General features: G+C 42.4%; 20 protein-coding genes. 4 read left to right on the forward strand and 16 right to left on the reverse strand.

Annotated elements, in window-relative coordinates; all coding sequences use genetic code 11:
• The first annotated feature begins 8 nt into the window (after positions 1–8).
• Positions 9–1316, forward strand: coding sequence for a UDP-N-acetylglucosamine 1-carboxyvinyltransferase (gene murA, locus ACP2AF_RS14170; protein ID WP_425236804.1), 1308 nt, complete (start codon positions 9–11; stop codon positions 1314–1316).
• Between the two features lie 33 nt (positions 1317–1349).
• Here the strand turns inward: murA and ACP2AF_RS14175 are convergent, their stop codons facing one another.
• From ACP2AF_RS14175 to ACP2AF_RS14230, 12 genes are all read right to left on the reverse strand, one after another.
• Positions 1350–2348, reverse strand: a complete 999-nt coding sequence (locus ACP2AF_RS14175) for a pirin family protein (protein ID WP_425236805.1) — start codon at positions 2346–2348, stop codon at positions 1350–1352.
• An 86-nt stretch (positions 2349–2434) separates the two neighbouring features.
• A complete protein-coding gene (locus ACP2AF_RS14180; protein WP_425236806.1) occupies positions 2435–2809 on the reverse strand; it encodes a GIY-YIG nuclease family protein in 375 nt (124 codons plus the stop codon).
• Positions 2810–2896: 87 nt separating this feature from the next.
• Positions 2897–3766, reverse strand: coding sequence for a TolB family protein (locus tag ACP2AF_RS14185; RefSeq protein ID WP_425236807.1), 870 nt, complete (start codon positions 3764–3766; stop codon positions 2897–2899).
• Between the two features lie 97 nt (positions 3767–3863).
• Positions 3864–4439 (reverse strand): sugar O-acetyltransferase, encoded by a 576-nt coding sequence (locus ACP2AF_RS14190; protein ID WP_425236808.1) that lies wholly within the window; start codon positions 4437–4439, stop codon positions 3864–3866.
• Positions 4440–4446: 7 nt separating this feature from the next.
• The gene (locus tag ACP2AF_RS14195; RefSeq protein WP_425236809.1) at positions 4447–4620 is read right to left on the reverse strand and encodes a Lacal_2735 family protein; all 174 of its coding nucleotides are present in this window, start codon (positions 4618–4620) and stop codon (positions 4447–4449) included.
• A 5-nt stretch (positions 4621–4625) separates the two neighbouring features.
• On the reverse strand, positions 4626–5060 hold the full coding sequence (locus tag ACP2AF_RS14200; RefSeq protein ID WP_425236810.1) for a (4Fe-4S)-binding protein: 435 nt from the start codon (positions 5058–5060) through the stop codon (positions 4626–4628).
• Between the two features lie 2 nt (positions 5061–5062).
• Positions 5063–5359 carry a GNAT family N-acetyltransferase gene (locus tag ACP2AF_RS14205; protein ID WP_425236811.1) on the reverse strand — a complete coding sequence of 99 codons (297 nt, stop codon included), beginning with the start codon at positions 5357–5359 and terminating at the stop codon, positions 5063–5065.
• 17 nt (positions 5360–5376) lie between these two features.
• Positions 5377–6807 (reverse strand): amidohydrolase, encoded by a 1431-nt coding sequence (locus tag ACP2AF_RS14210; protein ID WP_425236812.1) that lies wholly within the window; start codon positions 6805–6807, stop codon positions 5377–5379.
• A 9-nt stretch (positions 6808–6816) separates the two neighbouring features.
• On the reverse strand, positions 6817–7236 hold the full coding sequence (locus tag ACP2AF_RS14215) for a DUF1801 domain-containing protein (protein WP_425236813.1): 420 nt from the start codon (positions 7234–7236) through the stop codon (positions 6817–6819).
• Positions 7237–7281: 45 nt separating this feature from the next.
• Complete coding sequence (locus tag ACP2AF_RS14220; protein WP_425236814.1) at positions 7282–8592, reverse strand: cryptochrome/photolyase family protein; 1311 nt, start codon at positions 8590–8592, stop codon at positions 7282–7284.
• 1 nt (position 8593) lies between these two features.
• Positions 8594–9286, reverse strand: a complete 693-nt coding sequence (locus ACP2AF_RS14225; protein WP_425236815.1) for an SDR family NAD(P)-dependent oxidoreductase — start codon at positions 9284–9286, stop codon at positions 8594–8596.
• Between the two features lies 1 nt (position 9287).
• Positions 9288–9785 carry an SRPBCC family protein gene (locus tag ACP2AF_RS14230; RefSeq protein WP_425236816.1) on the reverse strand — a complete coding sequence of 166 codons (498 nt, stop codon included), beginning with the start codon at positions 9783–9785 and terminating at the stop codon, positions 9288–9290.
• A gap of 157 nt (positions 9786–9942) precedes the next feature.
• Here ACP2AF_RS14230 and ACP2AF_RS14235 point away from each other — a divergent pair, with 157 nt between their 5' ends.
• The 3 genes from ACP2AF_RS14235 to ACP2AF_RS14245 all read left to right on the forward strand — a co-directional run bounded on the left by ACP2AF_RS14235 (position 9943) and on the right by ACP2AF_RS14245 (position 15344).
• Positions 9943–11109: a T9SS type A sorting domain-containing protein gene (locus ACP2AF_RS14235; RefSeq protein WP_425236817.1), complete on the forward strand. Its 1167-nt coding sequence runs from the start codon at positions 9943–9945 to the stop codon at positions 11107–11109.
• A 90-nt stretch (positions 11110–11199) separates the two neighbouring features.
• Complete coding sequence (locus ACP2AF_RS14240) at positions 11200–12045, forward strand: DUF2911 domain-containing protein (RefSeq protein ID WP_425236818.1); 846 nt, start codon at positions 11200–11202, stop codon at positions 12043–12045.
• Between the two features lie 95 nt (positions 12046–12140).
• A complete protein-coding gene (locus tag ACP2AF_RS14245; protein ID WP_425236819.1) occupies positions 12141–15344 on the forward strand; it encodes a glycoside hydrolase family 2 TIM barrel-domain containing protein in 3204 nt (1067 codons plus the stop codon).
• Between the two features lie 16 nt (positions 15345–15360).
• On the opposite strand, the gene ACP2AF_RS14250 is transcribed toward ACP2AF_RS14245, so the two are convergent.
• The 4 genes from ACP2AF_RS14250 to ACP2AF_RS14265 form a co-directional block, all read right to left on the reverse strand.
• Entirely contained in the window at positions 15361–18489 is a 3129-nt protein-coding gene (locus ACP2AF_RS14250; RefSeq protein WP_425236820.1) for a DUF5107 domain-containing protein, read from the reverse strand.
• Positions 18486–21815, reverse strand: a complete 3330-nt coding sequence (locus ACP2AF_RS14255) for a VCBS repeat-containing protein (RefSeq protein WP_425236821.1) — start codon at positions 21813–21815, stop codon at positions 18486–18488. The genes ACP2AF_RS14250 and ACP2AF_RS14255 overlap by 4 nt, the downstream gene beginning before the upstream one ends.
• Before the next feature lie 104 nt (positions 21816–21919).
• A complete protein-coding gene (locus ACP2AF_RS14260; RefSeq protein ID WP_425236822.1) occupies positions 21920–23515 on the reverse strand; it encodes a SusD/RagB family nutrient-binding outer membrane lipoprotein in 1596 nt (531 codons plus the stop codon).
• Between the two features lie 28 nt (positions 23516–23543).
• A complete protein-coding gene (locus ACP2AF_RS14265; protein WP_425236823.1) occupies positions 23544–26606 on the reverse strand; it encodes a SusC/RagA family TonB-linked outer membrane protein in 3063 nt (1020 codons plus the stop codon).
• Between the last annotated feature and the right edge of the window lie 162 nt (positions 26607–26768).

Here is a 26768-nt window from a genome sequence, read left to right on the forward strand (position 1 = left end):
AATCCTAAATGGGAACATTCAAAATTGAAGGCGGCCACCAACTCTCCGGTGAGATTACGCCCCAAGGGGCCAAGAACGAGGCCCTCCAAATTCTTTGTGCCGTTCTTTTGACACCGGAAAAAGTTACCATCCACAATATTCCGGATATCGTTGATGTCAATAAGTTGATATTGTTATTGGAGGATTTAGGTGTAAAGATCCAAAAGAAGGGAAAAGGCTCATATACTTTTAAGGCGGATGATGTGAATTTGGATTATCTGCAGTCTGATGATTTTAAGAAGGACGGTAGGGGACTACGGGGATCTATAATGTTAGTAGGGCCATTGTTGGCTCGTTTTGGAAAGGGATATATTCCCAAACCGGGAGGCGATAAGATAGGTCGAAGAAGGTTGGATACCCATTTTGAGGGTTTCATTAACCTGGGCGCCGAGTTCCGGTACAATAAGGAAGAACACTTTTATGGTGTAGAGGCCAAAAGGCTAAAGGGTACCTATATGCTCTTGGACGAGGCTTCCGTAACCGGAACGGCCAACATTGTAATGGCAGCTGTTCTAGCCGAGGGCGAGACTACCATATACAATGCCGCATGCGAACCTTACCTACAGCAACTTTGTAAAATGTTGAATCGTATGGGGGCCAAGATTTCCGGTATTGGATCCAATATGTTGACCATCCAGGGGGTAGATCGACTAGTGGGTACCGAACACACTATGCTTCCCGATATGATAGAGATCGGTAGCTGGATCGGTCTTGCAGCCATGACCAAAAGTGAATTGACTATAAAGAATGTCAGTTGGAAGGACCTGGGACTTATTCCCTCAGTTTTTGGGAAATTAGGTATCCAAATTGAACGTAGGGACGATGATATTTTTATTCCTAAACACAAGGATGGATATAAAATACAGAACTTCATAGACGGCTCTATACTGACCATTGCCGATGCTCCTTGGCCAGGGCTTACCCCTGATTTATTGAGTATAATTCTTGTAGTTTCCACTCAGGCCAAGGGAGAAGTACTTATACATCAAAAGATGTTCGAAAGCCGTTTGTTCTTTGTGGATAAATTAATAGATATGGGAGCTAAAATTATTCTTTGTGACCCCCATAGAGCTACAGTTATTGGTCATGATTTTAAATCTACCTTAAAGGCCACAACCATGGTTTCCCCGGATATTAGGGCAGGTGTTTCCTTATTGATCGCGGCGTTATCGGCAAAGGGTACCTCCACCATTCATAATATTGAACAGATTGATAGGGGGTATGAGGATATTGACACAAGACTCAGGGCTATCGGAGCTAAAATAGTACGAGTCTAGTTCTTGCGCTCAATCAGTAATTTTATGGATTGATTATTTTTCTACCAAAGACCCATCAGGATATTTGGCAAACCTTCCTTTTTCCTTAGGGTGAACGTTATCGGGATAGGGCCATGGCCAACCTCCGAACTGGGTGATACGATATTCTTGCATCGCTTTTTGAATTTCTTCTTCGGTATTCATTACAAAAGGTCCATATTGAACTACGGGCTCGTCCAATGGTTTGCCCTGCAACATCAATAACGATGCATCTTTTCTTCCGTTTTGGATAATTGTATCATGAGAAGCGTCCAACTCCATTCCAAAATTTCGCTGAATCGTATGAGCCCCGATTTGGATTTCCGAACCCTCATAAAAATATAAAGTTCTGTTTATGGGAGCATCTGTTTTTGGGATGCTAAAGGAGGTATTGGCATTTAAATGGATGTTCCAAATAGCAACCTCGTTTTCAGCATTTGCCGCCCATGAATCCGGTGCGGGTTTAGGTGCCGTAACATCCTCATAAAGGCCAGCAATTATTTTTACCGTACCCCCTTCAAAATTAATAGTCGGAATGTCCTCATGCCATAGCATTTTAAAATGGGGATCCACAAATTTGCTTGTTTTGGGCAGGTTTAGCCAAATCTGAAAAAGCTCCAAGAGATTTTCCTTTTCCGTCTGCAACAAAGGAAACATTTCTGAGTGTTGTACACCTCTGCCAGCGGTCATCCACTGCACATCCCCTTCACCAAAACGACCGGCAGCACCTAATGAATCGGAATGGTCACAATACCCTTTGTTCACTATGGTAATGGTTTCAAAACCTCTATGGGGGTGAGAGGGAAATCCAGGAATAGTTTGCCCATGATACATGCGCCAACCGTCTTTTATGGTGAAGTCGTTCCCCAAATTCCTACCTTCCAAAGTGGCGGCCGGGGACATGTCTTCCTTGCCTTTGGGATAATGGTCCAAATGATACACACAGAACAAAAAAGGATCTTGGGTCTGCCAGGGAAAACCCAAGGGGAAACTATTTTTAATAGGACTTTTCATGAATCGCAGTTTTTGGAATTTAATCTATTAAGATTTTGAGATATTATATGTAGATATAATAATTGTCTTTAAAGATATTTGATAGTCTATGTTCTTTTCGGGTTCGCTTTTTTTGCTGAGATTTCGGTACTAGGGGCTGTTGGGATTTTGGTGCCTGAGCTTGTCGAAGGCACCCCGTATTGGGTATAGTTTCTAGATAACCTTGGTAGCTGGTTATGTTTACCATCTATTAGCGCTTCTTTCTTTTTTCTACTCCAACCTTGAATTTGTTTTTCACGTTGAAAGGCTTCATCAATTCTATTGAAGATTTCCACATATACAAGATTTATCGGTACTCTTTTTTTGGTATGATTCGCTCCCTTTCCATTTTGGTGTTGCCGTATTCGGAGTTCAAGGTCTTTAGTACTTCCGGTATAATAACTCCCATCGGAACATTCCAAAATATAGGTATAGCCTTTCATGGTCCTAATTTATGAGTGATACGTGCCTTCGACAGGCTCAGGCACCCATTTTGAACAAATTTTCCGTATACATTTTTATCGTTGTTGTCAATTCCCGGTTCCCTCATACGAAACAAATGCAAATCGCCTATTATCCGGTGCCCATGAGGGTACATTAATGGTTCCTTGACCTCCGGTAAACTCGCATAAGGTTCTTATGTCTCCACTATCCAAATCATAAAGGCGTAAGGCTACCTTTTTCATGGGTGGATGTCTATCACCTTGGTCTTCCAGATATGAAATAAAAACAAAATATCTTCCATTTGGGGAAGGATGGGCAAACCAGTTGGAATAGGAATCATCCGTTAGTTGCTGGGGAATGCTACCATCGGCCTTCATCCGCCATATCTCCATTTTTCCGGATTGCATGGAATTATAATAAATAAATTGACCGTTAGGTGAATATTCGGGGCCATCATCCAATCCCGGTGAATCTGTCAATCTTTTTTCTTCTCCTCCCTTGGAGGAAATACTAAAAATGTCGAAGTTGTCATTTCTTTTTGCCGTATAGACCAAGGTCTTACCGTCCGGGGACCAGCCATGCCAATACGACGGATAATCCGGAGTTACCAATTTTGGGGTACCTCCTGAAATAGGCATAGTATATATGCGCGAAGTACCCGAAGTACCCCCTTCAATTTTATCATTATTACTGATAGCGAGGAATTTTCCATCAAAAGAAATACCGTGGTCGTTGTTACAATTTTTAAGATTTCCGGTCGGTAACAATTCCTTCTTGCTACCATCAACGGCGACTTTATACAGCAAACCATTTTGATTGATGATAAAATAGCTTCCATCCAGACTCCAATTGGGAGCTTCAAAATGAGCTTCCTCCTGGAGCACTATTTTTCTATCGTTTGTTTCAATGTCGAATATCTCAAGTGTAGATTGGATTTGTCCTGATTGGGAATACATAAATAAAGGGAACAAGATTAATGGAAAGTTGAAAAGCTTCATTGTTCTTAAATATACCGGTTTAACAGAATCCTAAAGATAATGGAAAATGGTGGGTTTATAGTTCTCGTATGACTTTACATGGATTGCTGAAGGCAAGTACATTTTCCGGAATGTTTTTGGTGACAACGGAACCCGCTCCAATGGTTGTGTTATCTCCAATTGATATTCCGGGCATGAGTACCGAATTTCCCCCGATCCAAACACTATCCCCAACAACAACTGGAAGTGTTGCGGTTAAATAGGAAGTTCCTTTTTCTTTGTTTTCAATAATCCTTTCCGAGGCCTTCAAAGGATGAAGAGCAGTATAAATTTGGACATAAGGTCCAATAAGACCATTTTTACCGATGGTAATCGTATTGTTATCCAGGAAAAAGCAGTTGGCATTGATGAAGGTATTTTCGCCAATAGATATGTGTTCCCCATAATCACAAAAAAAGGGGGCTTCTATCCACACACCGCTCCCTTTGTACTTAAAAAGCTGGCCGAGCAATTCATTGCGCCGATTGATTTCTGTAGATTCCAGACGGTTGTATTCTTGAAAAAGCTTCCTCGCCTTATGATATTGGCCGATCAATTCAGGATCTCTGGAATCATAGTTTTGTCCAGAGAGCATTTTTTCTTTTTCCGTCATATCGTGTTTAAGAAGAAGTGGTTAAGGCCTCTATTTTCTTTTGTACTTCATCCGCTTCCGCATATTTGGTATCACTCGCAGAGCGATTGCTTTTGGAAAGGTCAAAAGCTTCCTTCATTAATCTTCGATATTTTTCCTGTAGTTTTTCCACTTCCGATTTCTTCTTAAACAATCCGAACATTTATTTTAATCTTTAAAATCAATTTTTGAATGTGTTCCATCGCAATAGGGTTTATTGGCAGATCCCCCACACCTACAAAATGCCGTTGTACGTTTTTTTTCTTCAATATTCCCATCTGCTAAAGTGACGGATAGATTCCCTTGAACCAATAGCGGACCATTAGGGGAAACCTGTATTTGCATCTGAGATGTGGTCTCCTTGTTTTCTTGGATATTTTCTTCGTCCATTTCATAGCTCAGTGCTCCAGAGGGGCATTTGGAAATCTGCGTTTTTAATTCTGCCGTACTGGCATTTTCAGCTTTGATCCAGGGCTTTTCTTTGGGATTGTATACGTTGGGCAACATGTTTACGCAAATTCCCGAATGTATGCATAGTTTGGGTTTCCAAACCACGGTTAACTCCCCATTAGAATATTTCTTTACAATTTCTCGCTCAGCCATGATTATGCAATGTTAATTCCTTTTAAAACCAGTTTTTTCCATTCAGGATGACGTTTAATATACATAGCCACGAAAGGGCACATAGGAACCAAGGTCAAATCCTTTTTTTCAATATCCTCCAAAACCGCCTTGACCAAAGAAGTGCCTATTCCCTTGCCTTCCAGTCCTCGTGGAACTTCGGTATGCGTCAGATAAATCTTGTCCTTGGCCTTAATGTATTCTATCCTGGGAACAAGCCCGTCGATATGAACTTCATATCGCTTGGCTTCCGGGTTATCTATTAATTGTAAATTTTCCATTATTTTATGGTCTTTAATTATTTTGTTCCTATCGGCGGTGGTCCTTCAGGTATCATAGGTTTGTATACTTCGCTACCCTTGCGCTGTTTGAATTCGGCTTTCACCTTTTCTACCAATTTTGGATTTTCAAAAAGGTCCACTGCGGTCATACCCAATGCCTTGGTCGCATGCACCATTCCCTTATGGCCTATGCTCATACCTCCACAGGCCACTACTGCCCACGAATGCCATGGGGTATCCTTTGGTGCCGTGGTCACCTTTAAATTGATATTGGGCACATTCCAGCTGACATCACCTACATCCGTGGAACCTCCTCCCGGATGTTCCTTGGTCTCCTCAAAAGGCTTTAGCGCACTGTCCATACCTACCTGAGGTTTCCCTGTAGCTTCTTGTATTTTTTTTCCAAACATAATTTCATCTTCGGTATAGGTTAAAGGATCCAAAAGGTCTAGGTTCTTTTGCATAATCTCACCACCGGCCCTGTTGACTAAAACCTCATAAATACCTGAAATAAGTGAAATTTTATAATCTACATTGGCCATAATGGCGGCACCTTCGGCCATTTTTTGTACCTGTTCGTATACGGGTAGCATTCCCTTCCTCTTGGTATCGCGTACCCGTACCCAAAGTTTGGCATAATCTGGAACAACGTTCACCACTTGGCCACCATCTTGGATATGGTAATGGACACGTACCGTAGGTTTTATATGTTCGCGGTAGTAATTTATTCCCGTTGTGTAGAGTTCCAGGGCATCGGAGGCACTGCGCCCATTCCAGGGGTCACTGGAGGCATGTGCAGCCTGACCAAAAAATTCAACCTTAAAATCGACCAAGGCCAAGGAACTTTGAACATCGGCCTCTGTTACCGCTGAAGGGTGCCAGCTTAAATTAACATCCACGCCATCCCATAGCCCATCTCGTACCATCCATATTTTACCGAAATACTTCTCCTCGGAAGGTGTCCCAAAAAATTTAATGGTGCCCTTGATCTTTCCCTGCTCCATAAGTTCCTTTACCGCAATGGCAGAACCAAGGCTTGCGGCCCCGAATAGATTATGTCCGCATCCGTGTCCCGCGGCACCTTCATGTAAGGGTTCCTTGGTCGGTAGGGCTTTTTGGGAGATTCCCGGAAGGGCATCAAACTCACCCAAAACACTAATAACAGGATTTCCGGAACCATACGTGGCTACAAAAGCAGTTGGCATACCGGCGACTCCCCTTTCCACGTTAAAGCCATTTTTCTCTGCATAATCCGCCAGAATTCGTGAGGAATCATCTTCCTCAAATGCGGTCTCGGCCAGGGCCCAAATGGAATCACTTATCGCTACCAGTTCGGTCCTATGCTTTTCAACCGATGCAATAATGGCCTTTTTGTTGGAGGTCAATTTTTGTCCATTGGCAATAACCCCAAGGAAAAGAAGAATTAAAAGTGATGTTTGGGTCTTCATAAGATTGAATTAGCTATTGTATTTCTTTTTGTCATGTTCATAGGTTGAGCGAATCAATGCTTCAAGGATGTTCATGTCCACGTCCGACAACCTTTTGATATAAAGACAAGACTTGCCCATCTTGTGTTTGCCTAACTTGGTCAGAAAGCCTTGGTTACGTTTAGCACCTGCACCGACGTACAATGAAAAGTTTTGCTTGCGTGGTGAAAAACCGATACGGAGCATATCACCCTCCCTTCCGGAATCGTACTTATAGTGGTAGCTTCCAAAACCAATGATGCTTGGCCCCCACATAACAGGAGGTTCGCCTGAGATTTTCTCCATCCGATTCAAGAGTGCGTAACTATCTTTTCTTTTATTCCTGTCTTCCAATCGATCCAAAAACTCCTGTACGGAGACATTGGTGGGTATGGTCTTGTTGTTGGACATTTCTTGGGTTATTGGTCGAATCCTAAATATACTAAAAAAGCGAGATCATCCTACTGCATCTTTATAGACCTTAAGACAACGTTCACGGGCTTCCATATGGTCCACCATCTTTTGGGGATAGGTGCTCTCATTGTGTTCTGGAACCCATTTTGAAACATATTTTTTGTCCGAATCAAATTTGGTGATTTGGGTCATAGGGTTAAAGATGCGAAAATAAGGTGCGGCATCCACACCACTGCCAGCGGCCCACTGCCAATTTCCTACATTACTGCTCATCTCGTAATCCAACAATTTTTCGGCAAAATAGGCCTCGCCCCAGCGCCAATCTATCAATAAATGTTTGCATAAAAAACTTGCGACCAGCATACGTACGCGGTTGTGCATATATCCGGTCTCGTTGAGTTCTCGCATTCCGGCGTCTACTAATTTATATCCGGTTTCCCCTTTTTTCCATTTTTCGAATTCCTTTTCCTCATTGCGCCAGGCGATACGATCGTATTTTGGCTTAAAAGCTTTTGTTACCGTTGTGGGATAGTGCCAAAGAATTTGCATAAAGAACTCTCGCCAAATAAGTTCGTTCCAGAACACTTCATTTTTTTCCGCAATTGCTTTTTTTACCATTTCCCGAATGGAGACGGTGCCAAAACGTAGATGTGGGCCTAGCCGAGAAGTCCCATTTTCCTTTGCAGGGTAGTTTCGTGTATCCTCATACCGTTGTATGAAGTTGGAAGTTGCATTGTACTCACGGATTTCTATGGATGATGCCTTAAAACCGATATCTGAAAGTGTTAGATATGGTAGGTCTGATTGTTTTATAAAATTTCGAAAAAGGGGAGCAGTGCTATGGAGTTTTATATGCTCGCTGGCCTTAAACTTTTCTTTCCATTTCTTCATATAGGGAGTGTAGACCACATAGGGATTACCATCTTCCTTGACAACTTCATTCTTTTCAAAAATGACCTGATCTTTGAACGTTTTAAATTCTACGTTTTGCTTTGCCAATAGTTTTTGAATACGTTCGTCGCGTTCCTCTGCATAGGGTTCGTAATCACGGTTTGCATATACGCCTTGAATATCATATTCCTTTAGCAAATCTTTGTAGATGGCCTCGGGTTTTCCGTGGTATAAGGCCAAACCACTTCCTGATTCATTTTGAAGAGTTCTTCGCATTTGCTGAAGCCTTTTGTGTATAAACGTTACCCGTGCATCGTCTTTGGGAAGTTTTTCCAAGATTTCGCTGTCGAAGATAAAGATGGGAAGTACAGGGAAATCAGCTGTTAATGCTTTTAAAAGACCAACGTTATCATTCAAACGTAAATCCCTTCGAAACCAAAAAACAGAAACTTTAGCCTTCATTTCAGTTAATATTCAAAGTAGACATCCCACCATCAACCCCGATTACCTGCCCCGTCATCCAACTACTTTTATCACTTAGGAGGAAAATCGCCATATTTGCTATATCTTCTGCCTGGCCCACTCGTTTTAACGGATGTCGCTCAGCCATATTCTCTTTTTTTCTCTCGTTGTTGAGAAGTTTTGAAGCCAGTGGTGTATCTACCAATGAGGGTGCTATGACATTTACCCTGAGTTTTGGTGAGTACTCGGCCGCCAAGGATTTTGCGAAACCCTCAATGGCCCCTTTAGACGCCGCAACACTGGTATGGAACGGCATTCCCTTTCCAACCGCTACAGTACTAAAGAATACCATGCTGGCACTTTGAGCCATTTTTGGTATGATTTCCTTAACTATTCTCACCAGACCAAGAAAATTTATGCGCATGTCCTGTTCAAAGGTGTGTAGATCCATCATCTTAAAGGGTTTAAGGTTTATACTCCCAGGACAATATATAAAACCATGTAGTGTATCGGGCAGGGTCGATACACTAAAATCATCCTTGGTAGTATCAAAAGGAATGTATTGACACTTGATCTCTTCTAAACCCTCTTGTGAACGGGATGCAATAAAAAGAGTATGGGTTTCATGGAGTTGTTGGACCACTGATTTTCCAATGCCGTGGGAACCCCCAATTAAAAGGATGTTTTTCTTCATTTCAAAAGGATTTTAGGGACAATTCGTTGGGAATACCCTCCACCTTCCCAAAAAGTTCGGCAAGCTTTTGTTCGCGATATTTGAAAATCCTTGTCAACTGCTTTCTTACCAATAAGGGATGTGCCCATTGTCCTAGAATACCGAACGGGACTTTGTAGTCAATAATATCCTCCATCTCTACACCATCATCAATTGTTTTCAAAAAATGTTTATGATGCCAAAGTGCATAAGGACCAAAACGCTGCTCGTCCACAAAATAAGCTCCATCAACAACATGGGTAATCTCTGTTACCCATTTAGTGGTATAGCCCGGAAAAGGGGATACTTTATATTGTATAATCTGACCTGGAAACATGGGGCGGTCAGCTCCGGCAAGTATGTTAAAACCCATATGGTCCGGCGTAATTACTTTTAGGTTGGCAGGGCTTGATAAGAAATCCCAAGCTTCTTTTTTTGTAATGGGCAATGCCTGCTTAGAATGTAACTGGTATAGTTTCATAAAGGCGTTTGTACAAATATAGAACCAAAAATGTTTAACAAAAAAATAAAAAGGTTAAACAAATAATAAATTCGTCGATTTTACTATCTAAATCATTGAATATCATTTAGTTTGATTTACTATTTCTTCACTTTTTTGTACATTGAAAATAAAACTTTTGATAAAGATTGTAGTTTCATATTATTTCCTTTTTCTACCTGTTCTTCTTTCGGCGCAACAGAGCATACAAACAATTGGGGAACTTCCGGCGGGCGTTTCGGAAACCTCCGGACTCATTTTCTACAACGACAGATTGATTACGCACAATGACTCCGGGAATGAGGCGAAACTATTTGAAATAGACACGACTTCCCTGCAAGTTGTCCGAGAAGTAGTTGTTTCCAATGCCCAAAATGTGGATTGGGAAGATATGGCCCAGGACGAATTTTATATCTATATAGGGGATTTTGGAAACAATTTGGGCATACGACGGGATTTAACCGTCTATCGTATTTCCAAGGAAGAATATACTGTTTCGGATAGGGTGAGCGCGGAAGCCATTTCCTTTGAATATGAAGACCAGGAAGATTTCTCGAACAATGGAAACAGCGATTGGGACGCAGAAGCCCTGTTTGTATTAGGCGATGAACTTGTAATACTTACCAAACAATGGTTGGCTTACGGAACCTCGGCTTATGGGATTCCCAAAACCCCAGGGGAATACATTGCTAGGAAGTTGGACGAATTTCCAATAAATGGTTTGGTAACCGGGGCTACGTTAAACCCAAATATCAGTGAATTGTATCTAACCGGGCATTCGTTTACATTAAATCCTTTTGTGGTCCGTATTAAAGGAGTAGCCCACGGAGCTATCTTTACTACAGAAATGGAGCGCTTGAATTTGGATATAGGTCCGGCCCAAATGGAAGGTATTACCTATATGGACAACGATTCGTATTTCCTTTCTTCTGAAGTGTTCTCAAGAACCGATTCTCCGATTACTTTAGAATCTCGCCTTTTTTCCTTTAATACCATGAGTATGGAGACCGGTGAAGAAATTTCTATGGATGACCCAATAGATTCCGAAGATAGTCCGGAAGAACTATTGGAAGAGCTTCTTCTTTTTAAAAGGTTTGGTTCGGATATGCTTCAATATAGACTAGCTACTACGGAATCCGTTTACGGATATGCTATTTTTGATACCTCCGGTAGACGTGTTCAGCACAAAATCCGTCCTGGAGTCCCAGAATCTACGATTGATGTATCCACTTTGAAATCTGCAATTTATTATCTTACCTTTTATTTTGGCAACAAATCCTCAACCAAACCTTTTGTTTGCCCCTAAGATTGAACTACTTTTTATTTAAGACTTCCTTAACAAACCTAGCCCAGGTTTATATTTAGTTTTGTGCATAACTCAAAAACTTTAATACCGATGAAAAAAATAGTGATTATCCTTTTTGTTGCTGCTCTTTCATTTCCTTTAGCAGCTCAAGTGAATACTCCGGCTCCGAGCCCTTTCTCTAGATTGGAGCAAAAAGTTGGATTGACTGATGTTGCCGTAGAATATTCTAGACCCTCCATGAGGGGAAGAACCATTTTTGGGGATTTGGTACCCTATGACAAATTATGGCGTACAGGTGCCAATGGCTATACCTTGGTTACTTTTGGTGATGATGTGAAAATAGCTGGTAATGCGGTAGAAGCGGGAACATATTCCATTTTCACAAAACCTGGTAAGGAATCTTGGGAAGTGTTTTTTTATACGGATACTCAAGGTGGTGGTACGCCAAGAAATTGGGATGACAGTAAAGTAGCGGCCAAAGTTACTGTTCCGGTATATCCAATCCCTATGGCGGTGGAAACCTTTACAATAACTATCGATGATTTAAAAACAAATTCCGCCAATTTAGGATTGCTATGGGAGAAGACCTATGTTGCCGTACCTATTGAAGTACCTACGGATGCCGCAGTCTCTAAGAGTATTGAGCGTGCATTGAATGGCCCATCTGCAGGAGACTATTATGCTTCTGCTGTCTACTATCTTATGGAAGGCAAGGATATCAATAAAGCCAAGGAGTGGATGGATAAGGCCATGTCCATGACCGAAGAACCTGCGTTCTGGCAATTGCGTCAACAATCATTGATACTGGCGAAGGCGGGAGATAAAAAAGGAGCTGTTGCGACAGCTAAGAAGTCCTTGGAAAAAGCTGAAGAAGCGAATAATGCCGATTATGTAAAAATGAACAAAGCGTCCCTAAAAGAGTGGGGTGCCCTTTAGAAGATAATTGAATGTAATTTTAAGCCCGCTTTTACAGCGGGCTTTTTTTTTCATTATACTATCTTTAGGACAACAACCGTTAAAACATCCAGGTTATGTATAAAGTGCTTTTTTGTCTTATGGGTTCCGTTCTTTTAATTTCATGCAATAGCACCAATGAACGACCCATGTATATGGCAGAAAAATGGGAAAATCCCGAATGGGAGGATCCGGAGATCTTTCAAATCAACAGGGAAGAACCTATCGCCTCTTTTTACAGGTACGAGAGCATTGATGGCGCATTGCAGAACCAAAGTTGGGAGAACTCTCCTTTATATAGGTCGTTAAATGGAACATGGGATTTTTATTGGGCAGAAAATCCGCAAGCCCGTCCTCAAAACTTTTATGAAGAGGGATTTAACATTTCTGGCTGGGATACCATAGTGGTTCCCTCCAATTGGGAAATACTAGGTCACGGGATTCCCGTTTATACCAATGTTACCTATATGTTCCCTCCCAATCCGCCCTATATTCCCCATGAAACCAATCCTGTTGGCAGTTATAAGAGAGACTTTGAAATTCCACAAAACTGGGAAGGCAAAGATATCTATCTACATTTTGAGGGTGTTAGTGGCGCCATGTACGTATGGGTAAATGGGCAAAAAGTTGGGTACAATGAGGGGAGCAAGACTCCAGCGGCTTTCAACATTACCGATTACGTGGTTCCCGGTGAAAATTCCATTGCCGTTCAGGTACTTCGCTGGTCCGATGCAAGTTATCTGGAGGATCAGGATTTTTGGCGTTTGAGCGGTATGAACAGGGATGTATATCTATACGCCACCAATAAGACGACGATTAAGGATTTCAGGATAATAGCAGATTTGGAAAATGGATATACCGACGGATTGTTTCAACTTTCAGTAGAAATTTCAAGTCCTGGGAAAGAGGAGTTGGAGATACAACTTTTGGATAAGGATACCCCAATTTTCAGTAGTTCCAAGAAAGTAAACTCCGAAAAAGATGTATCATCGATCAGCTTTGAACAAAGGTTTCCCGATATACAAACCTGGAACGCAGAAAAACCCTATTTGTATACCTTGTTGTTAAAGTTAAAGGATGCCGATGGAGCTTTAATGGAAGCGGTTAGTTTCAAAACCGGTTTTCGAAAGATAGAGATCAAGGACAATCAATTTCTGATAAATGGAAAACCTGTGTTGATCAAGGGAGCCAACCTTCATGATCATAGCGATTTTACGGGTCATGTGGTAACCGAGGACTTAACATTAAAGGATCTTACCTTAATGAAGCAAAATAACCTAAATGCCATTCGGTGTAGCCATTACCCCAAGAATCCCCATTTTTATCGTATGTGCGATGTATATGGATTTTATGTCATTGATGAGGCCAATATCGAAATCCATGGGATGGGGGCCACCAACCAAGGACTGGATGATAACAAAGAGGCCCAGGCCGTACACCCCGCCTATTTACCGCAGTGGAAGGCCATGCATTTAGATCGTACAGAACGCATGTTTGAACGTGATAAGAATTTTACTTCCATCGTTACTTGGTCGTTGGGGAATGAGGCGGGCAATGGCCAAAACTTTTTTGCTACCTACAACTGGTTAAAATCCAAGGATACAACACGTCCCGTTCAGTACGAAGGTGCTACCGCCTATGAAAACACGGATATTCAAGCACCCATGTATATGCGTATTCCTGATATGATCTCTTACGCGGAAGGTAACCCTCAACGGCCATTGATCCAATGCGAGTATGCCCATGCCATGGGCAATAGCCTTGGAAACCTTCAAGATTATTGGGATGTAATCGAAAAATACGATGTTTTGCAAGGCGGATTCATCTGGGACTGGGTAGACCAGGGCTTGTTAGCCGAAACTGAAAACGGTGAAGCCTACTGGGCCTACGGTGGTGATCTTGGTGGACAGAATTTGCAAAATGATGCAAACTTTTGTTTAAATGGCGTGGTAAATCCGGATAGATCGCCCCAACCCTTATTACATGAACTTAAAAAGGTATATCAGTACATTAAATTTGGGGGAGAAGATGCAAAATCTGGAAAAATAAGGATTACCAACGGTTATGATTTTACCAATCTAAGGGAATACCATATCAGTTGGGAGTTGTTGGAAGAGGGTAGAAAAGTAGATTCCGGAGACCTTCCTGAAATTGTATTGAACCCCTCGGAATCAAGAGTATTGAACATCGGCCTACCCAAGCTGGAGAACAATGAAGCCGAGTATCTATTGAATCTATACGCTAGGTCGAATACAAAAACTACCTTGGTCCCCAAGAATCACTTGGTTGCCTATGAGCAGTTTTCCATTTCGGACTATACCTCCGAAGTTTTTGAGACCAAGGATTCTGGCAGCGGATTTTCCATTACCTCAAATGAAGATACTCTTATCATTTCGGGGAAGGGTTTTGAAATGAAGTTCGATAGTGGTAAAGGTGAATTAACGTCCTTGGATTATGGCAATGGGAATATATTGCTACAAGGGATGCGCGCCAATTTCTGGCGATCGACTACCGATAATGATTTTGGGTACAATATGCCCAAAAAACTAGGGGTCTGGAAAGGTGCCTCAGAAAATCAGGATTTTATGGGGCTTGATGTATCCTCCGATAAGAACAATGCATCCATTGATGTTTTAAAGCTTGCAGAAAATCCATTTGAAATCCAAAATGATAAGCTAAAAATAACAACCACTTTCGGATTGCCTTCTGTGGGTGGAAAAGCCCAAGTTATTTATGATATTAACGATAAGGGCGAAATACGGATTACAAATCAACTCCTGAATATAAAGGATAGCCTGCCCGTACTGCCCCGATATGGAAACAACTTTATTATCCATGAAAAATACAATCAAGTAGGGTGGTACGGGCGCGGCCCACATGAAAATTATGAAGATAGAAAAACTTCAGCTTTGGTGGGAAGATATGAAGCCCAAGTAGCCGATTTGTATTTTCCCTATATCCGTCCTCAGGAGAATGGTAATCGTTCCGATATTCGTTGGGTTCAATTTATTGATGATCAGGGGAAGGGCATAGAGATTTACGGTCCTGAACTATTCAGCTTTAGTGCACACAACCAATACAACAGTGATTTTGATGCAGGGGAAACCAAACGACAACGGCATACCTATGACATCGTAAAACGAGATTTGGTCAATATCAATATAGATTACCGCCAAATGGGTGTTGGAGGTGATAATAGTTGGGGCTTAATGGCCTTGGAAAAATATCAAATCCCGGCAGCAAATATGTCCTACAGCTATGTTATCAAACCAATTCGGTAAACTAATATAGATCAGTTTATTGAGCTGCATCCTGCGCAGACCATTGTGCCAACTCCCAGACATCCTGTGGAATGTTGTTCCCATTTTGGGTGGTATTTGGATTTTGTTCAAGCTCCAAAGCCAATTGACCTATTTCATGGTTTTCACCAATGAGCCCTTTCAAATGCTTCTTGACTTGCATATAACTGCCGTCATTGAGTTTTTTTGCAGCTAACAGGCCATATAGATGATTGATCGTATTTTTTTGTTCCGAACTTTGAGTATACGATACGATATTTTCCAAAAGGGATTTACTTTCTTCGGTTTTGTCCATTTTTTCGAGGGTCATGGCCAAAAGGAAATCCTGCTCACGCTCATCGGTATCATATGGTTTGCCTACCCCAATATTTTCTGGCCATTCCTTGGATTTTTCCAAAACCTCCTTGGCCTTGGTAAATCGATTCTTTTTGTATTGTTCCATGGCCATAGCCATATGAGCCCTTTCATAAATACTTCGACTTTCCGTGGCATGTTCGTAGGGTAAAATCTGAATTTTGTCCAATACCTTAAGTACATCGGCATGACGATTAGTATTTACCGATGCCTTGGCGTGGGACAGCCCAATGCTATAGTTACCCGGGAATTTTCGATACGCCTTTCTAGATAAGGCATAAGCGTCCTCAAATTTCTTATGCTGTAAATAGAATTGAATATGTTCCTCCCAGACCCTCCAGTTAGGGGAATTTAGGTCCAGTGCCTTTTTTAGATCATCCAATCGCTGGGCATATGGATTCTCATCTATAATCTTCGCCCGGAAACGATAGAAGATATCACTATCCGGCTGATCCTCTAAAGAATTCAACAGTTCCTTTCCCTGGTGTTCAAGACCTACGGCCAAATAATTTTGAGCCAAATAATACTTCAATTTCCAGTGGTTATTTTGTGATACGGCCCATTTCAGAACAGCCAAGGTCTCACTGCGGTATGGGAATACGAAATCTATGGGTTCCAGCGTCAATTCACTTAATAAAGCTTTACTTTGTGCATCATCCTTATTTCGTAACAAATAGGCAATCCAAAGCTTATTTTTGGTTGTTTCACCTTTTCCTAGGATGGCAAGGGCCTCATTCTCCATTCCGTAACCGTAATAAAGCAAAGCCAATTCCAATAAAGTTTCTTCAGGAAATTCATTATGGATCTCCAGATTGACCTTATCGGGAGAATCCATAAACATCTTTTCCGTCAAAGCAAATTGGTTCAAGGGATCAATCTCAAGGATGGTTTCGATATGGTTATTGAATTCCTCGGTTTTCTTTTCTTTTCTTGAGACCAGGGCAAGAATATATTGGGCGTGCAGATTATACCGGTTAAAATCCAGAGCTTTTTGAGCGTACATTTTTGCCCGGCCATAATTCTTTGTTGCCAAATAGATTTCCGCCATTTTGTAAAAGGCAGCGTTGCGGTACTTCATATCACGAGCAGCCCAACCCAAGGATTCCAAGGCATTTATGGTATCATTCAAGGCCTGATAGGCAAGGCCAGCAAAATAATTGGCGCCGGGATTATAGGTGTCCAACCGTAATACGGTATTGGCATGGTCAAGTGCCTTTTCAAAATTGGTTCTTCTAAACTCCAGTTCCGCTAGTTTTACCAATCCATCTTGATGGTAAGGGTCAAGCTCCAAAAGCTTGGACAAAAACTCATGTCCTTTGGCATAATCCCTATACTTCATGGCCTCCCAACCATCTGTATAAAGTTGTTCGGTTTTCGAAAGCTTAGCGTCTGCATTGGAATCAAAAGGTCTTTTAATGCGATTCCTTTCCGTATCGTTGATAAACTGTAGCTCGCTCCCTTGGATTTTGACTTCTATTTTGTCGGAAGATTTCGCTGTTACTTTTTGGGAGAAAATTTCCATTGGTCTCAAATTCAACCTTTCCGAATACACTTCCTTGTCGTTGACAATAATTTGAAGCGTTTTATTCAACTCCTGTAGTGCGTTGACTCCAACATACAATTCGCTGCCCTCCAGTGTTACATTCAAAACCCCATCTTCAGAGGCATCTACCATTCCCCCAATTTCCTTAAACGGAAACCATATCTCGCGCCAACGATCCATCACATAGGGATCAAAATTTGCCTGAGTAATGGGATTTTCCGCTTTGGCAGGAGAAAATTGATTGAACAATCGGCCTGCCTGAAACTCCATATATTGCCCATCGGCATCCGTTAATAAATCTTCCCAAATACCCCCACTTCGGGACAAGGCCCATAGCCATAGTTTTTGACCTGGCATTTCTTCATATGGGCCCCAATGCCCAAACCCGAATTTTTTATCGTGGTAATATCCCCCAAAAAAATCTTCATACTCCCCAACCACATGTTTCGATTTTGAACCACCATAGCGGTTGTTTTTGTAAAAGGCCGTATTTCTCCCTTCACTGTCAAAAGGCCATGGACGGGCGGTCCCATTATGCTCTAGATATTGGTTGCCGGGATAAATAAATTCTAGGTCATCGGCCACCACGGCAGCAGCGGTCATCCAGTTGTAATACGATTGGTTCGCTGCAGTTCCGTTATACCAGTGGGCTTTGGTCTCCACATAAGCCTTGTTCGCTTCCAATCGGATTTCAACCCCCCAATTGGTCCGGGATGTTAAATCCATGGCTCCAACGATGCAGCTTACACTGCCATCTTCGTTTTCCCGGGTTACATAGTCCACCGGGGTCGCGGTATCCGGACTATGCCCTATCAACCCAAAATTAAACTCGATACCTCCCGATGTCCAAGGTCCCCGCATAGCAATGTTCCGAAATTTCATCACCTCGTTTTTGTAGAGGAACTCCTCCCCAGTACCCTTGTCAATGGCTCCCCATATCTTACCCCCAACTTCGGGAAGTACGAAGACCTGGATATAATCGTTTTCCAAGGTAACCACCTTCCATGGTTTTTTTTTAGAGACCTGATCATAACCATAAAATTTGAAATAGGGGAAAATCTTAGGATTATCGGCCAAGATAGGTATGGGGTCGGGGTCTTCGAAATCGTAGGTATCCAACATAAGGGTTTCTTCTTTGATGCTTACGGATTGGGCGTGCATTGTTAATAGGCCGGTAACCGATATCACAATAAGGGATATACAGCGTCTATAGTATTTCACGTTTTTCATTTTTCAGAATCAATTTTATAGGTAAGTAGTGTATCGTTGTTTCTAGCCAGAATAATAATCCGTTCATTTTTGGGAAGTTCCAGATTTATGATATCCCGTACTTCTCCAGTGATGTTGAGTCCGCTTTTGGAATGGGATACCGGATGAAAATCTCCTTTTCCATTACCTAAAAGAAGTACACCTCTATTGGCATCATATCTTCCGTATTTCACACGGGTTCCAAAGAAATTGCCGGCCAATAACAGATCTAGGTTGTCGTCCTGATTGAAATCATCTATTAAAATCCCATAAACCGGGGCAAATTGGGCAGCATGGGGTAGGGGTGCCAATCGAAAACTTCCATCCCCCAAGTTTTCCATATAACTGGTTGCAAAGTTTTTAGATTTCAAGATTTGTGCATCTGCCAATTCTTCCTGTGTAAAAATGTCTGTGATTTTCTGATCGGCGTAATCCGAGTAATTGACGTATCTATTTTTAAGCCCACTCAATTGACCTACCAAATCGTCTTTGGAAAAAACGGGATAACTTTCACCCATTACATAGGAACATAGAATGGGATCTAAGGAGCCATTGTTGTCAAAATCTTTGAAATAGAGTTCCGCGGGTTCTTCAGTGGAGGCCTTTAATTGGGAATTTAGACCAAAATTTCCCAAAACGTAATCCATATCGCCATCGGCATCAAAATCTGCCTGTTCAATCGTATTCCACCAGCCTTCGGAATCTTTAAGACCGGAATTGTCCGTGATTTCTTGTAGCTTGCCATCTGAATTTTCAAAAAGACGGATGCCCATAAACTCCCCGATGACAATCAAATCCGCTTTGTCATCTCCATTGAAATCGGTCCACAGGGCATCGGTTACCATACCTGGGTTTAATAGGTCGGCATTAAGATCCTGAGTTACATCCGTGAATTTTCCTTTTCCGTTGTTCTGTAAAATGTAGCTTCGTGGAGCTATGGGATACTGTCCCGGAGTTAGCCTGCCCCCAACAAACAGATCAAGATCTCCATCGGTGTCGTAATCCCCTGCCACAGCGGTAGAACCACTAGTATACATTTGGGGTAAAGCGTTTTCATTCCTGTTAAAGATGCCGTTTCCGGAATTCAGGTAGATGCGGTCTTGTAGTTCGGGGGCATTGCTATCGAAGTCGCTTCCGCCACTTACCACATACAAATCCATATCCGTGTCGCTATCCGCGTCAAAGAAAAGGACACCTAAATCTTCGGAATCCTTATCTTTTTCAAAAACTTTGGAATTGGACGCTTTAAAGCCTCCGGTTTTGGATTGTAGAAAAAGTTTGCCTGCACTGCCTTTGGCTCCACCGATGAAAATATCTTCAAGACCATCACCATTGACGTCCGCTTTTGCCATTTTTGGGCCTTGTGTGGAAAGTTTGTGCGGCAGTAACTGTTCCCGTTTAAAATCGATAAAATTATTTTCACGATGTACAAAATTCAACAAACTATCAGCACTTATATCCGAGAAATAGCTTGGCTTAGAATGGATGGATTCCTCTTGCGACAGTTGGGCATCTTTTTGATCTAAGGTCAATATTTGATTGGGAACGATGTTGCGCAGGGTCTGTATACGGTCATCCGGCCAAAAAACGGCTAGACTATCCACGGCCGCTTCCCCAAGTCCAAAAATTAGGTCATGGCCCATGGAAGATTGGTATCCTCTTGTCGGGATCATTTCCTGTGTCAACTTGTTACCCGCACTATATATAATGACTTTGGCGCCTATACCGAAAGTATTTTTGCCTTCTCCCTTTAAATGTACCTTTATATAGTTATGTGCAGCTTGTTTTTCACTGTTATTACGATATATAAATGCTTCGGCATCAATATTGTTGACCACCAAATCCAAGTCGCCATCATTGTCCAAATCCGCATACGCGGCACCGTTGGAAAGTGATTTTTGATCTAAACCCCAAGAAGCATTGACCTTTTCAAAAGTTAAATCGCCTTTATTTCGATAGGTATAGTTTTCCTCCACAGTGGATGGGATTTTTTCTATCAAGTCCATAATGGCTGTTTGTTGCCCGGTCTTGTTTTCTTTTAGCTTTTCTTGAACGGCATAGTTCATAAAATCCATATTGGTGTAGTCCCTTTTATAACCGTTGGTTACAAAAAGGTCTTTGTATCCATCCAGGTCCAAATCGGCAAAAAGTGCGGCCCAGCTCCAATCCGTATTGGAAATGCCCGAAAACTGCCCAATTTCAGAAAACGAGGTCCCCTGGTTATTGAGCTGTAGCATATTGCGCATAGTCTGATTATAAAATCCGGAATTGACCAAGAGTTGATATTTATCGTAATTATCAGGTCCCGACACCATTTTTTGGCGATAGTTGCCTTCAGGAAGCATATCCAAGCTCATGATATCCATATATCCATCGTTGTTCACATCCGCAATATCCGAACCCATGGAAAACATGGAGGTGTGTCCGATGAATTCTTCCAAACTCTCGGAAAAAGTTCCGTCCTGGTTATTGATATAGAGATAGTCCTGTTCATTGTAATCATTAGACACATAGATATCTAGCCAACCATCATTATTGATATCCGAAACGGCTACCCCTAATCCGAAACCAAGGACATTGGAGACCAGACCGGCCTCATCGCTTACATTGGTGAACTTGCCATTATCATTACGGTATAACTTATCGGAAAAGGCAGGATTCTTTCGATTTTTTAAAGATGCCGTTATTTGACCAAATCCGGCATATTTCTGTGAAGAGTGATTCAAAATAAAAAGATCAAGATCACCATCTTTATCGTAATCGAAAAAAGAAGCCTGGGTAGAATAACCGGAATCGTCCACGCCGTATTCAGCTCCTTTCTCCGTAAAGTTCACTTGTCCCGTATCACTGGAAGGGCCATTATTTATAAAAAGCAAATTCTTTCGTTGGTTCGCTGAAGGTGTTGCCGAACGGCAGATATAGATATCCAAAAGCCCGTCTCCGTTTACATCGGCCATGGTAGTTCCGGTGTTCCATAAACCTTCAGCAAAAACACCTGCCTCTTTGGCAATTTCCTTAAATTCAAAATTACCTTGGTTGATATACAAATGACTACCGACCATATTTCCCGTAAAATAAATGTCCGAAAGCCCATCATTATTTACATCGCCGATAGCTAGCCCACCACCATTGTAGAGATAGCTATATTCCAGCACATTGAACTCCTGTGTTTCCTGTAATACGTTCTTGAAGGTGACTCCTGTAGTGCTAGGTGCCAATAACGTAAACATTTTACTAGTGTCCTCCTGGGTACAAGAGATCAATAGGAAAGCTACTAAGATGGAAAGGAATCGTCTGGAAGTTTGCATAGCCGAGAGCTGTATATAAATCAACAAGGTACAGAATTACAAAAGATAATATAAAAAAGACCGCAACGGAATTGCGGTCTTTTTTTACACATATGTGGTTTAATTTAATTTTTGGCGTCCCACCATAGTTTAGTGGTACCTAAATCCGGACCACCCAATAAATTGGAAATAGCTGCATTTACCTCTTCGGTGTTATCAGCAAACTCCGTAGCGGTGTAGGTCATCCTTCTAGGAATTTCATCGACCGCTATATTGGGGTTAAGCGTGTTTAGCCTGTCATACAATACAGGATACCCTGTTCTTCTACGTTCGGCATAAGCCTCCTCACTGTCAGGCCAAAGTGCTATCCATTTTTGGGTAATGATCTGCTCCAATTGCGCCTCGGCACTACCAGCAGCATTATACGCCACAGGAACCGTAGATACAGCAGGGTTGGAACCATCTATAGCGGCCGGGGTCAGTCCACTGGTGACATAATCATCTCCCGAAAGGTTGGTACCATCATAGCCATGCTGTAAATGGGATTGTGTGATTCCCTGATTGTACAAATCTTCAGCAGTTCCACCTGCTGCCCATCCTTCCAATGCGGCTTCGGCCCTTAAGAAATAGGCTTCCGCAGCCGCCATGACTATCCAAGCTGGTCCGGGATCGCCACCTAAGGTGTATGGTCCGGCCATATTGGAGGCCAAGTCATTGAAAGGCGTAGTCGCCTTGGATTCTGCTGTTTGCCCGTTGCGCATTCCTTCGTAAGGAAAGTCCACGCCCGCCGGATCATCAGCAGCATCCGGGGTGGTGGCAGGTGCGTAATAGGTGGCTACCCGCGGATCTTGGTATCCCTTTAAAATACTCTCCATATCCCCACTCATCCGGAATTCACCCCATTGGGTAATAGTGGTATAACTATTGGTGAAGTTGAGATTGGTCTGGATCAATGCATTGTCATCATTAGAGGTCATGACCCCACCCGAAATAGCGGCTTCGGCATTACTTTGGGATAGCGCGGGATCCACATATTTCACACGCATTGCCAAGCGTAGACGCAAGGTATTGGCGAATTTTGTCCATTTATCGACATCACCACCAAAAATAACATCATTCCCTCCTAAAAAGGAAGTCCCTCCAGCATTGGACTGCAATACCGTTATGGCTTCCGCTAGAGTGGTAAAAAAATCATTGTAGATGTCCTGTTGTGAATCATACGATACTTGGTTTTCCAAATTTCCAAAATTGGAATAGGGAATAGGACCCCAGTAGTCGGTTACCCTATGATACGCATAGACCCGCCAAACCTTCATCATGGCGTTTTCCAAATCAAAGCCAAGTTCCAAAGCAGTATCCTCTGCAAACTTGATATTAGGTGCAGACCTACTATAAAAGTAGCGATAGGCACCATTCAGCCATCCTCCCACTAGGATAAACTGGTCGCTATCAAAGTTAGGTGCGGTAGTGGCGAAATAATTCGCATATACATCCGAGAACAATGAGTGCCATAACTGAAAAGGCCCTCTTGCACTATCAAAAGGCAGAAAGTTCGGGGTATACAAGGCCCTTTGAACGAATAGTGGATATTCCGAGGAAGTTATCGCATCCGTGGTAAAGTTCTTCGGATCGGTGTTCAGTTCCGTAAAATCATCCGTACAGCTTAGCAGGAATCCTCCTAAAACCAAGGCTATACATAATCTAGTTACAATTCTTTTCATGTTTTTTTCTTTAAAATTACAATTTTTTTTAGAATCCAAAGTTTATCGAAACCCCGATTTGGCGGCTTGTAGGTAAAGGAAAAGCCACTCGTCCTTCCGCAGTGTTTTCAATACTGGCAAGCAGGTCCGGGTCAAAACTATCAGCCTTGTTGGAAATGAAGAACAGGTTTCTACCGACCAAGGATATATTGGCAGATGTGATAAAGGTTTTGGAAAGAAGATTTTGAGGTACCGTATATCCAATGACCAATTCCCGTAAACGAACATTGGACAGCTCCGTTACAAAGGCCTCTCCAACGGGAGTGTTTCTACCACCTACACGGTTCCAATATTCCTCTGCACTAACTGCTATGTTATTAGCGGCTCCGGTAGATTGTACGATGGCAGTTTCACCTGCTATAAAGTTTTCACCAAATATCAATCCGCCTTCACGACCTTGAAGCGTTGATTCCAAAACCCCGTCCCGCGCCAAGATAGCGTCCGTAAAGTTGGTAGCCGTACCTCCTTGACGAATATCGATCAAAGCACTAAAATTAAAGTTTTTGTAACGCAAAGAGTTTCGGATACCACCTAACCAGTCGGGATTAAAATTGGCAACCAAAACCTCATCCCTTCCGGGAGTGATTAAAGGAAGACCAAAATCATCAACAAGTACTCTGCCCTGATCGTCGCGCTGATAACCTCTGGAATAGATATCTCCAAATTCACCACCAACAACCAAGGTATAGTCCCGAATAAAATCACTATTAATGGTCAGTCTGTCAAAACCTTCGGCAATTTCCAAGACCTCACTTTCATTAGTACCAAAGTTTACGTCCAGGTCCCAAGTAAAGTCCGGATTATCAATGATGGTCGCCCCGAAGATGATTTCAACCCCGGAATTTTGGATGTCCGCTCCATTTTGAAAACGGCTAGCGATTCCAGATGCCACCGGGGTAGGGGTGGCGAATATCTGATCAAAGGTATTGGTCCTAAACCAGGTAAAATCTAAACGAAGACGATTGTCCAAGAATCGGGAGTCAAATCCTAACTCCAATGACCTTGTTGTCTCAGGGCGTAAATCTGGGTTAGGTAATTCCGGGTCTAGTTCTGCCGTACCAAAGATGATGTTGGCTCTTTGCGCTAATTGGAAGGGGTCGGTATCGTTACCCACCTCGGCCCAGTTGGCTCGCAACTTTAAAAAGCTTAGGGGTGAACTGCTCAAATCAACCAAATCGGTAACTACCGCGGTCAAACCTACAGAAGGATAAAAATAAGAACGATTATCCTCTGGTAAAGTAGAACTCCAATCGTTTCTTGCCGTTAAATTTAAGAACACAGCATTCTTATAGGAGAATTCACCTAAAGCATAGACGGATTGTTGCTCAAAAGCCTCAAATTCTTCCCGAGCCACTGGATTTTGTGTATTGCTCAGTGCGAAGAAATTCTCGATGGTGAAATTGGTTCCTTCACCCCAAAGTCTGTCCCGTTCAAAAACCCTGAGGTTAGCCCCTACATTCAAATCTATCTTAAAATCATCGGTAATCTGTTTGTTGTAGTTGATCAGCACATCACTGTTCCAATCAGATTGAACCTGTTGTTCCTTCCGATAGCTACCGAACTGGGCCACAGTATAGGTATCGTTGTTTCGTAAAATCTCCGATCTATAACTATCGCGGTCTATAGCTGAACGTCCTAGTATATAGAGGTCATCCGTAATTTGGTATTTAAGTGACAACAGCCCCAAGACACGTTCCTGTAATCTTGGACGCAACACATTGTTGATGGTCCAATATGGGTTTCCTCCCCCATTGAACTGAGGTAAAAAGTAATGCTGCCGAAGCTTACCTTCCGGATTAATGAATTCAAAGTTTTCAAAATCCTCTGTACGGATATTTCTTGGCGTTTTGTACAGATACCTAACGGGATTGTCAAAACCTTCGCCAGTAGCCAATTGGTTTGCAAAATCGTCGCGGATATAGTTCAATTTGCCATCCATTGTCAATTTATCCGTAATCTTGGTGTTTATACGTGTGGAAATACTATGCCTGCTCAAGTCGTTCCCTGGTACAATACCTGCGGCATCGGTAAAGGTATAGCCCAAAAAGACATTGGATTTTTCGGTATTGATATTGACCCCTACATTGGTAGCCAAGTTATGTCCAATTTGGAAAAAATCATCCACATTGTCCGGTTGTGCCTCATAGGCGTAGGTCTGTCCAAACAGCGGGTATTCTGGATTGTTGGACCAGTGCGCTACTTGACTTCCATCAAACCGTGGTCCCCAAGAAGTAGTGGCTTGCTCTCCATAGGAGCCGCCAGCACCTTGACCATATTCATTTTGCAATTCCAAAAGGTTGATGGCACTTGAAAAGGTAGATACAAATCCTATGGAAGTGGAAACCCCTTCGCGGGCTCCCTTACCGGATTTGGTGGTAATCACGATGGCTCCGTTGGCCGCCCTACTACCGTAAAGGGCCGCAGCGTTAGCACCGCGAAGCACTGAAATCTCTTGGATGTCATCCGGGCTAATATTGTTGATGTCCCCGTTCAAGAGAATACCATCAACCACATATAGAGGTTGGCTACTCCCATCAATGGAACGGTTACCCCTTAGCAAAACTTTGGTGGGTGCACCTACACCAGAAGAAGACTGGGTAACGGAGAGACCGGCTACCTTACCGCTCAAACCTTCCAAGACATTTACAGGTCGTGCTTGGGTAAGTTCTTCGGTTCGTACCTGTTGGTTAGCATAGGACAGTGACTTTTCCGAACGCTCAAGACCCAGGGCGGTGACCACAACCTCATCCAGTTGATTTTCGTCTACCACCATTTGGACATCAACGGTATTGGAAGCACCAACGGTAATGCTTTGGGTCCTCATTCCTATATATGAAAATACCAAAACGTTTCCTTCGGCGACCTCTATGGTATAGTTGCCGTCAAAATCGGTTTGTGTTCCATTCGTGGTTCCCTGAACCAGAACGTTTACCCCTGGTAAAGGTGACCCGTCCGAGGTGTCGGTTACCGTTCCTGTAACGGTTTTGTTCTGTGCCAGCAAAGGGTATGCCCCTAATACCAACACAAGAAATACAATCAATTTTCTAGTCATAATGTTAGTTTTTTTGATAATGAAGTTAGTTTAACATTTTATTATAATATGTGAATTTAAACTATTTTTTCTATAAAACAAGATGTCCAAGAAAAAATGTGCTCGAACACACCTCCGAAAATTCTCGTTAAACCGGCCTTCGTACTAGCGTATATAGGGTGA

This window comes from Ulvibacterium sp., from assembly GCF_965248315.1.
GTDB lineage: Bacteria > Bacteroidota > Bacteroidia > Flavobacteriales > Flavobacteriaceae > Ulvibacterium.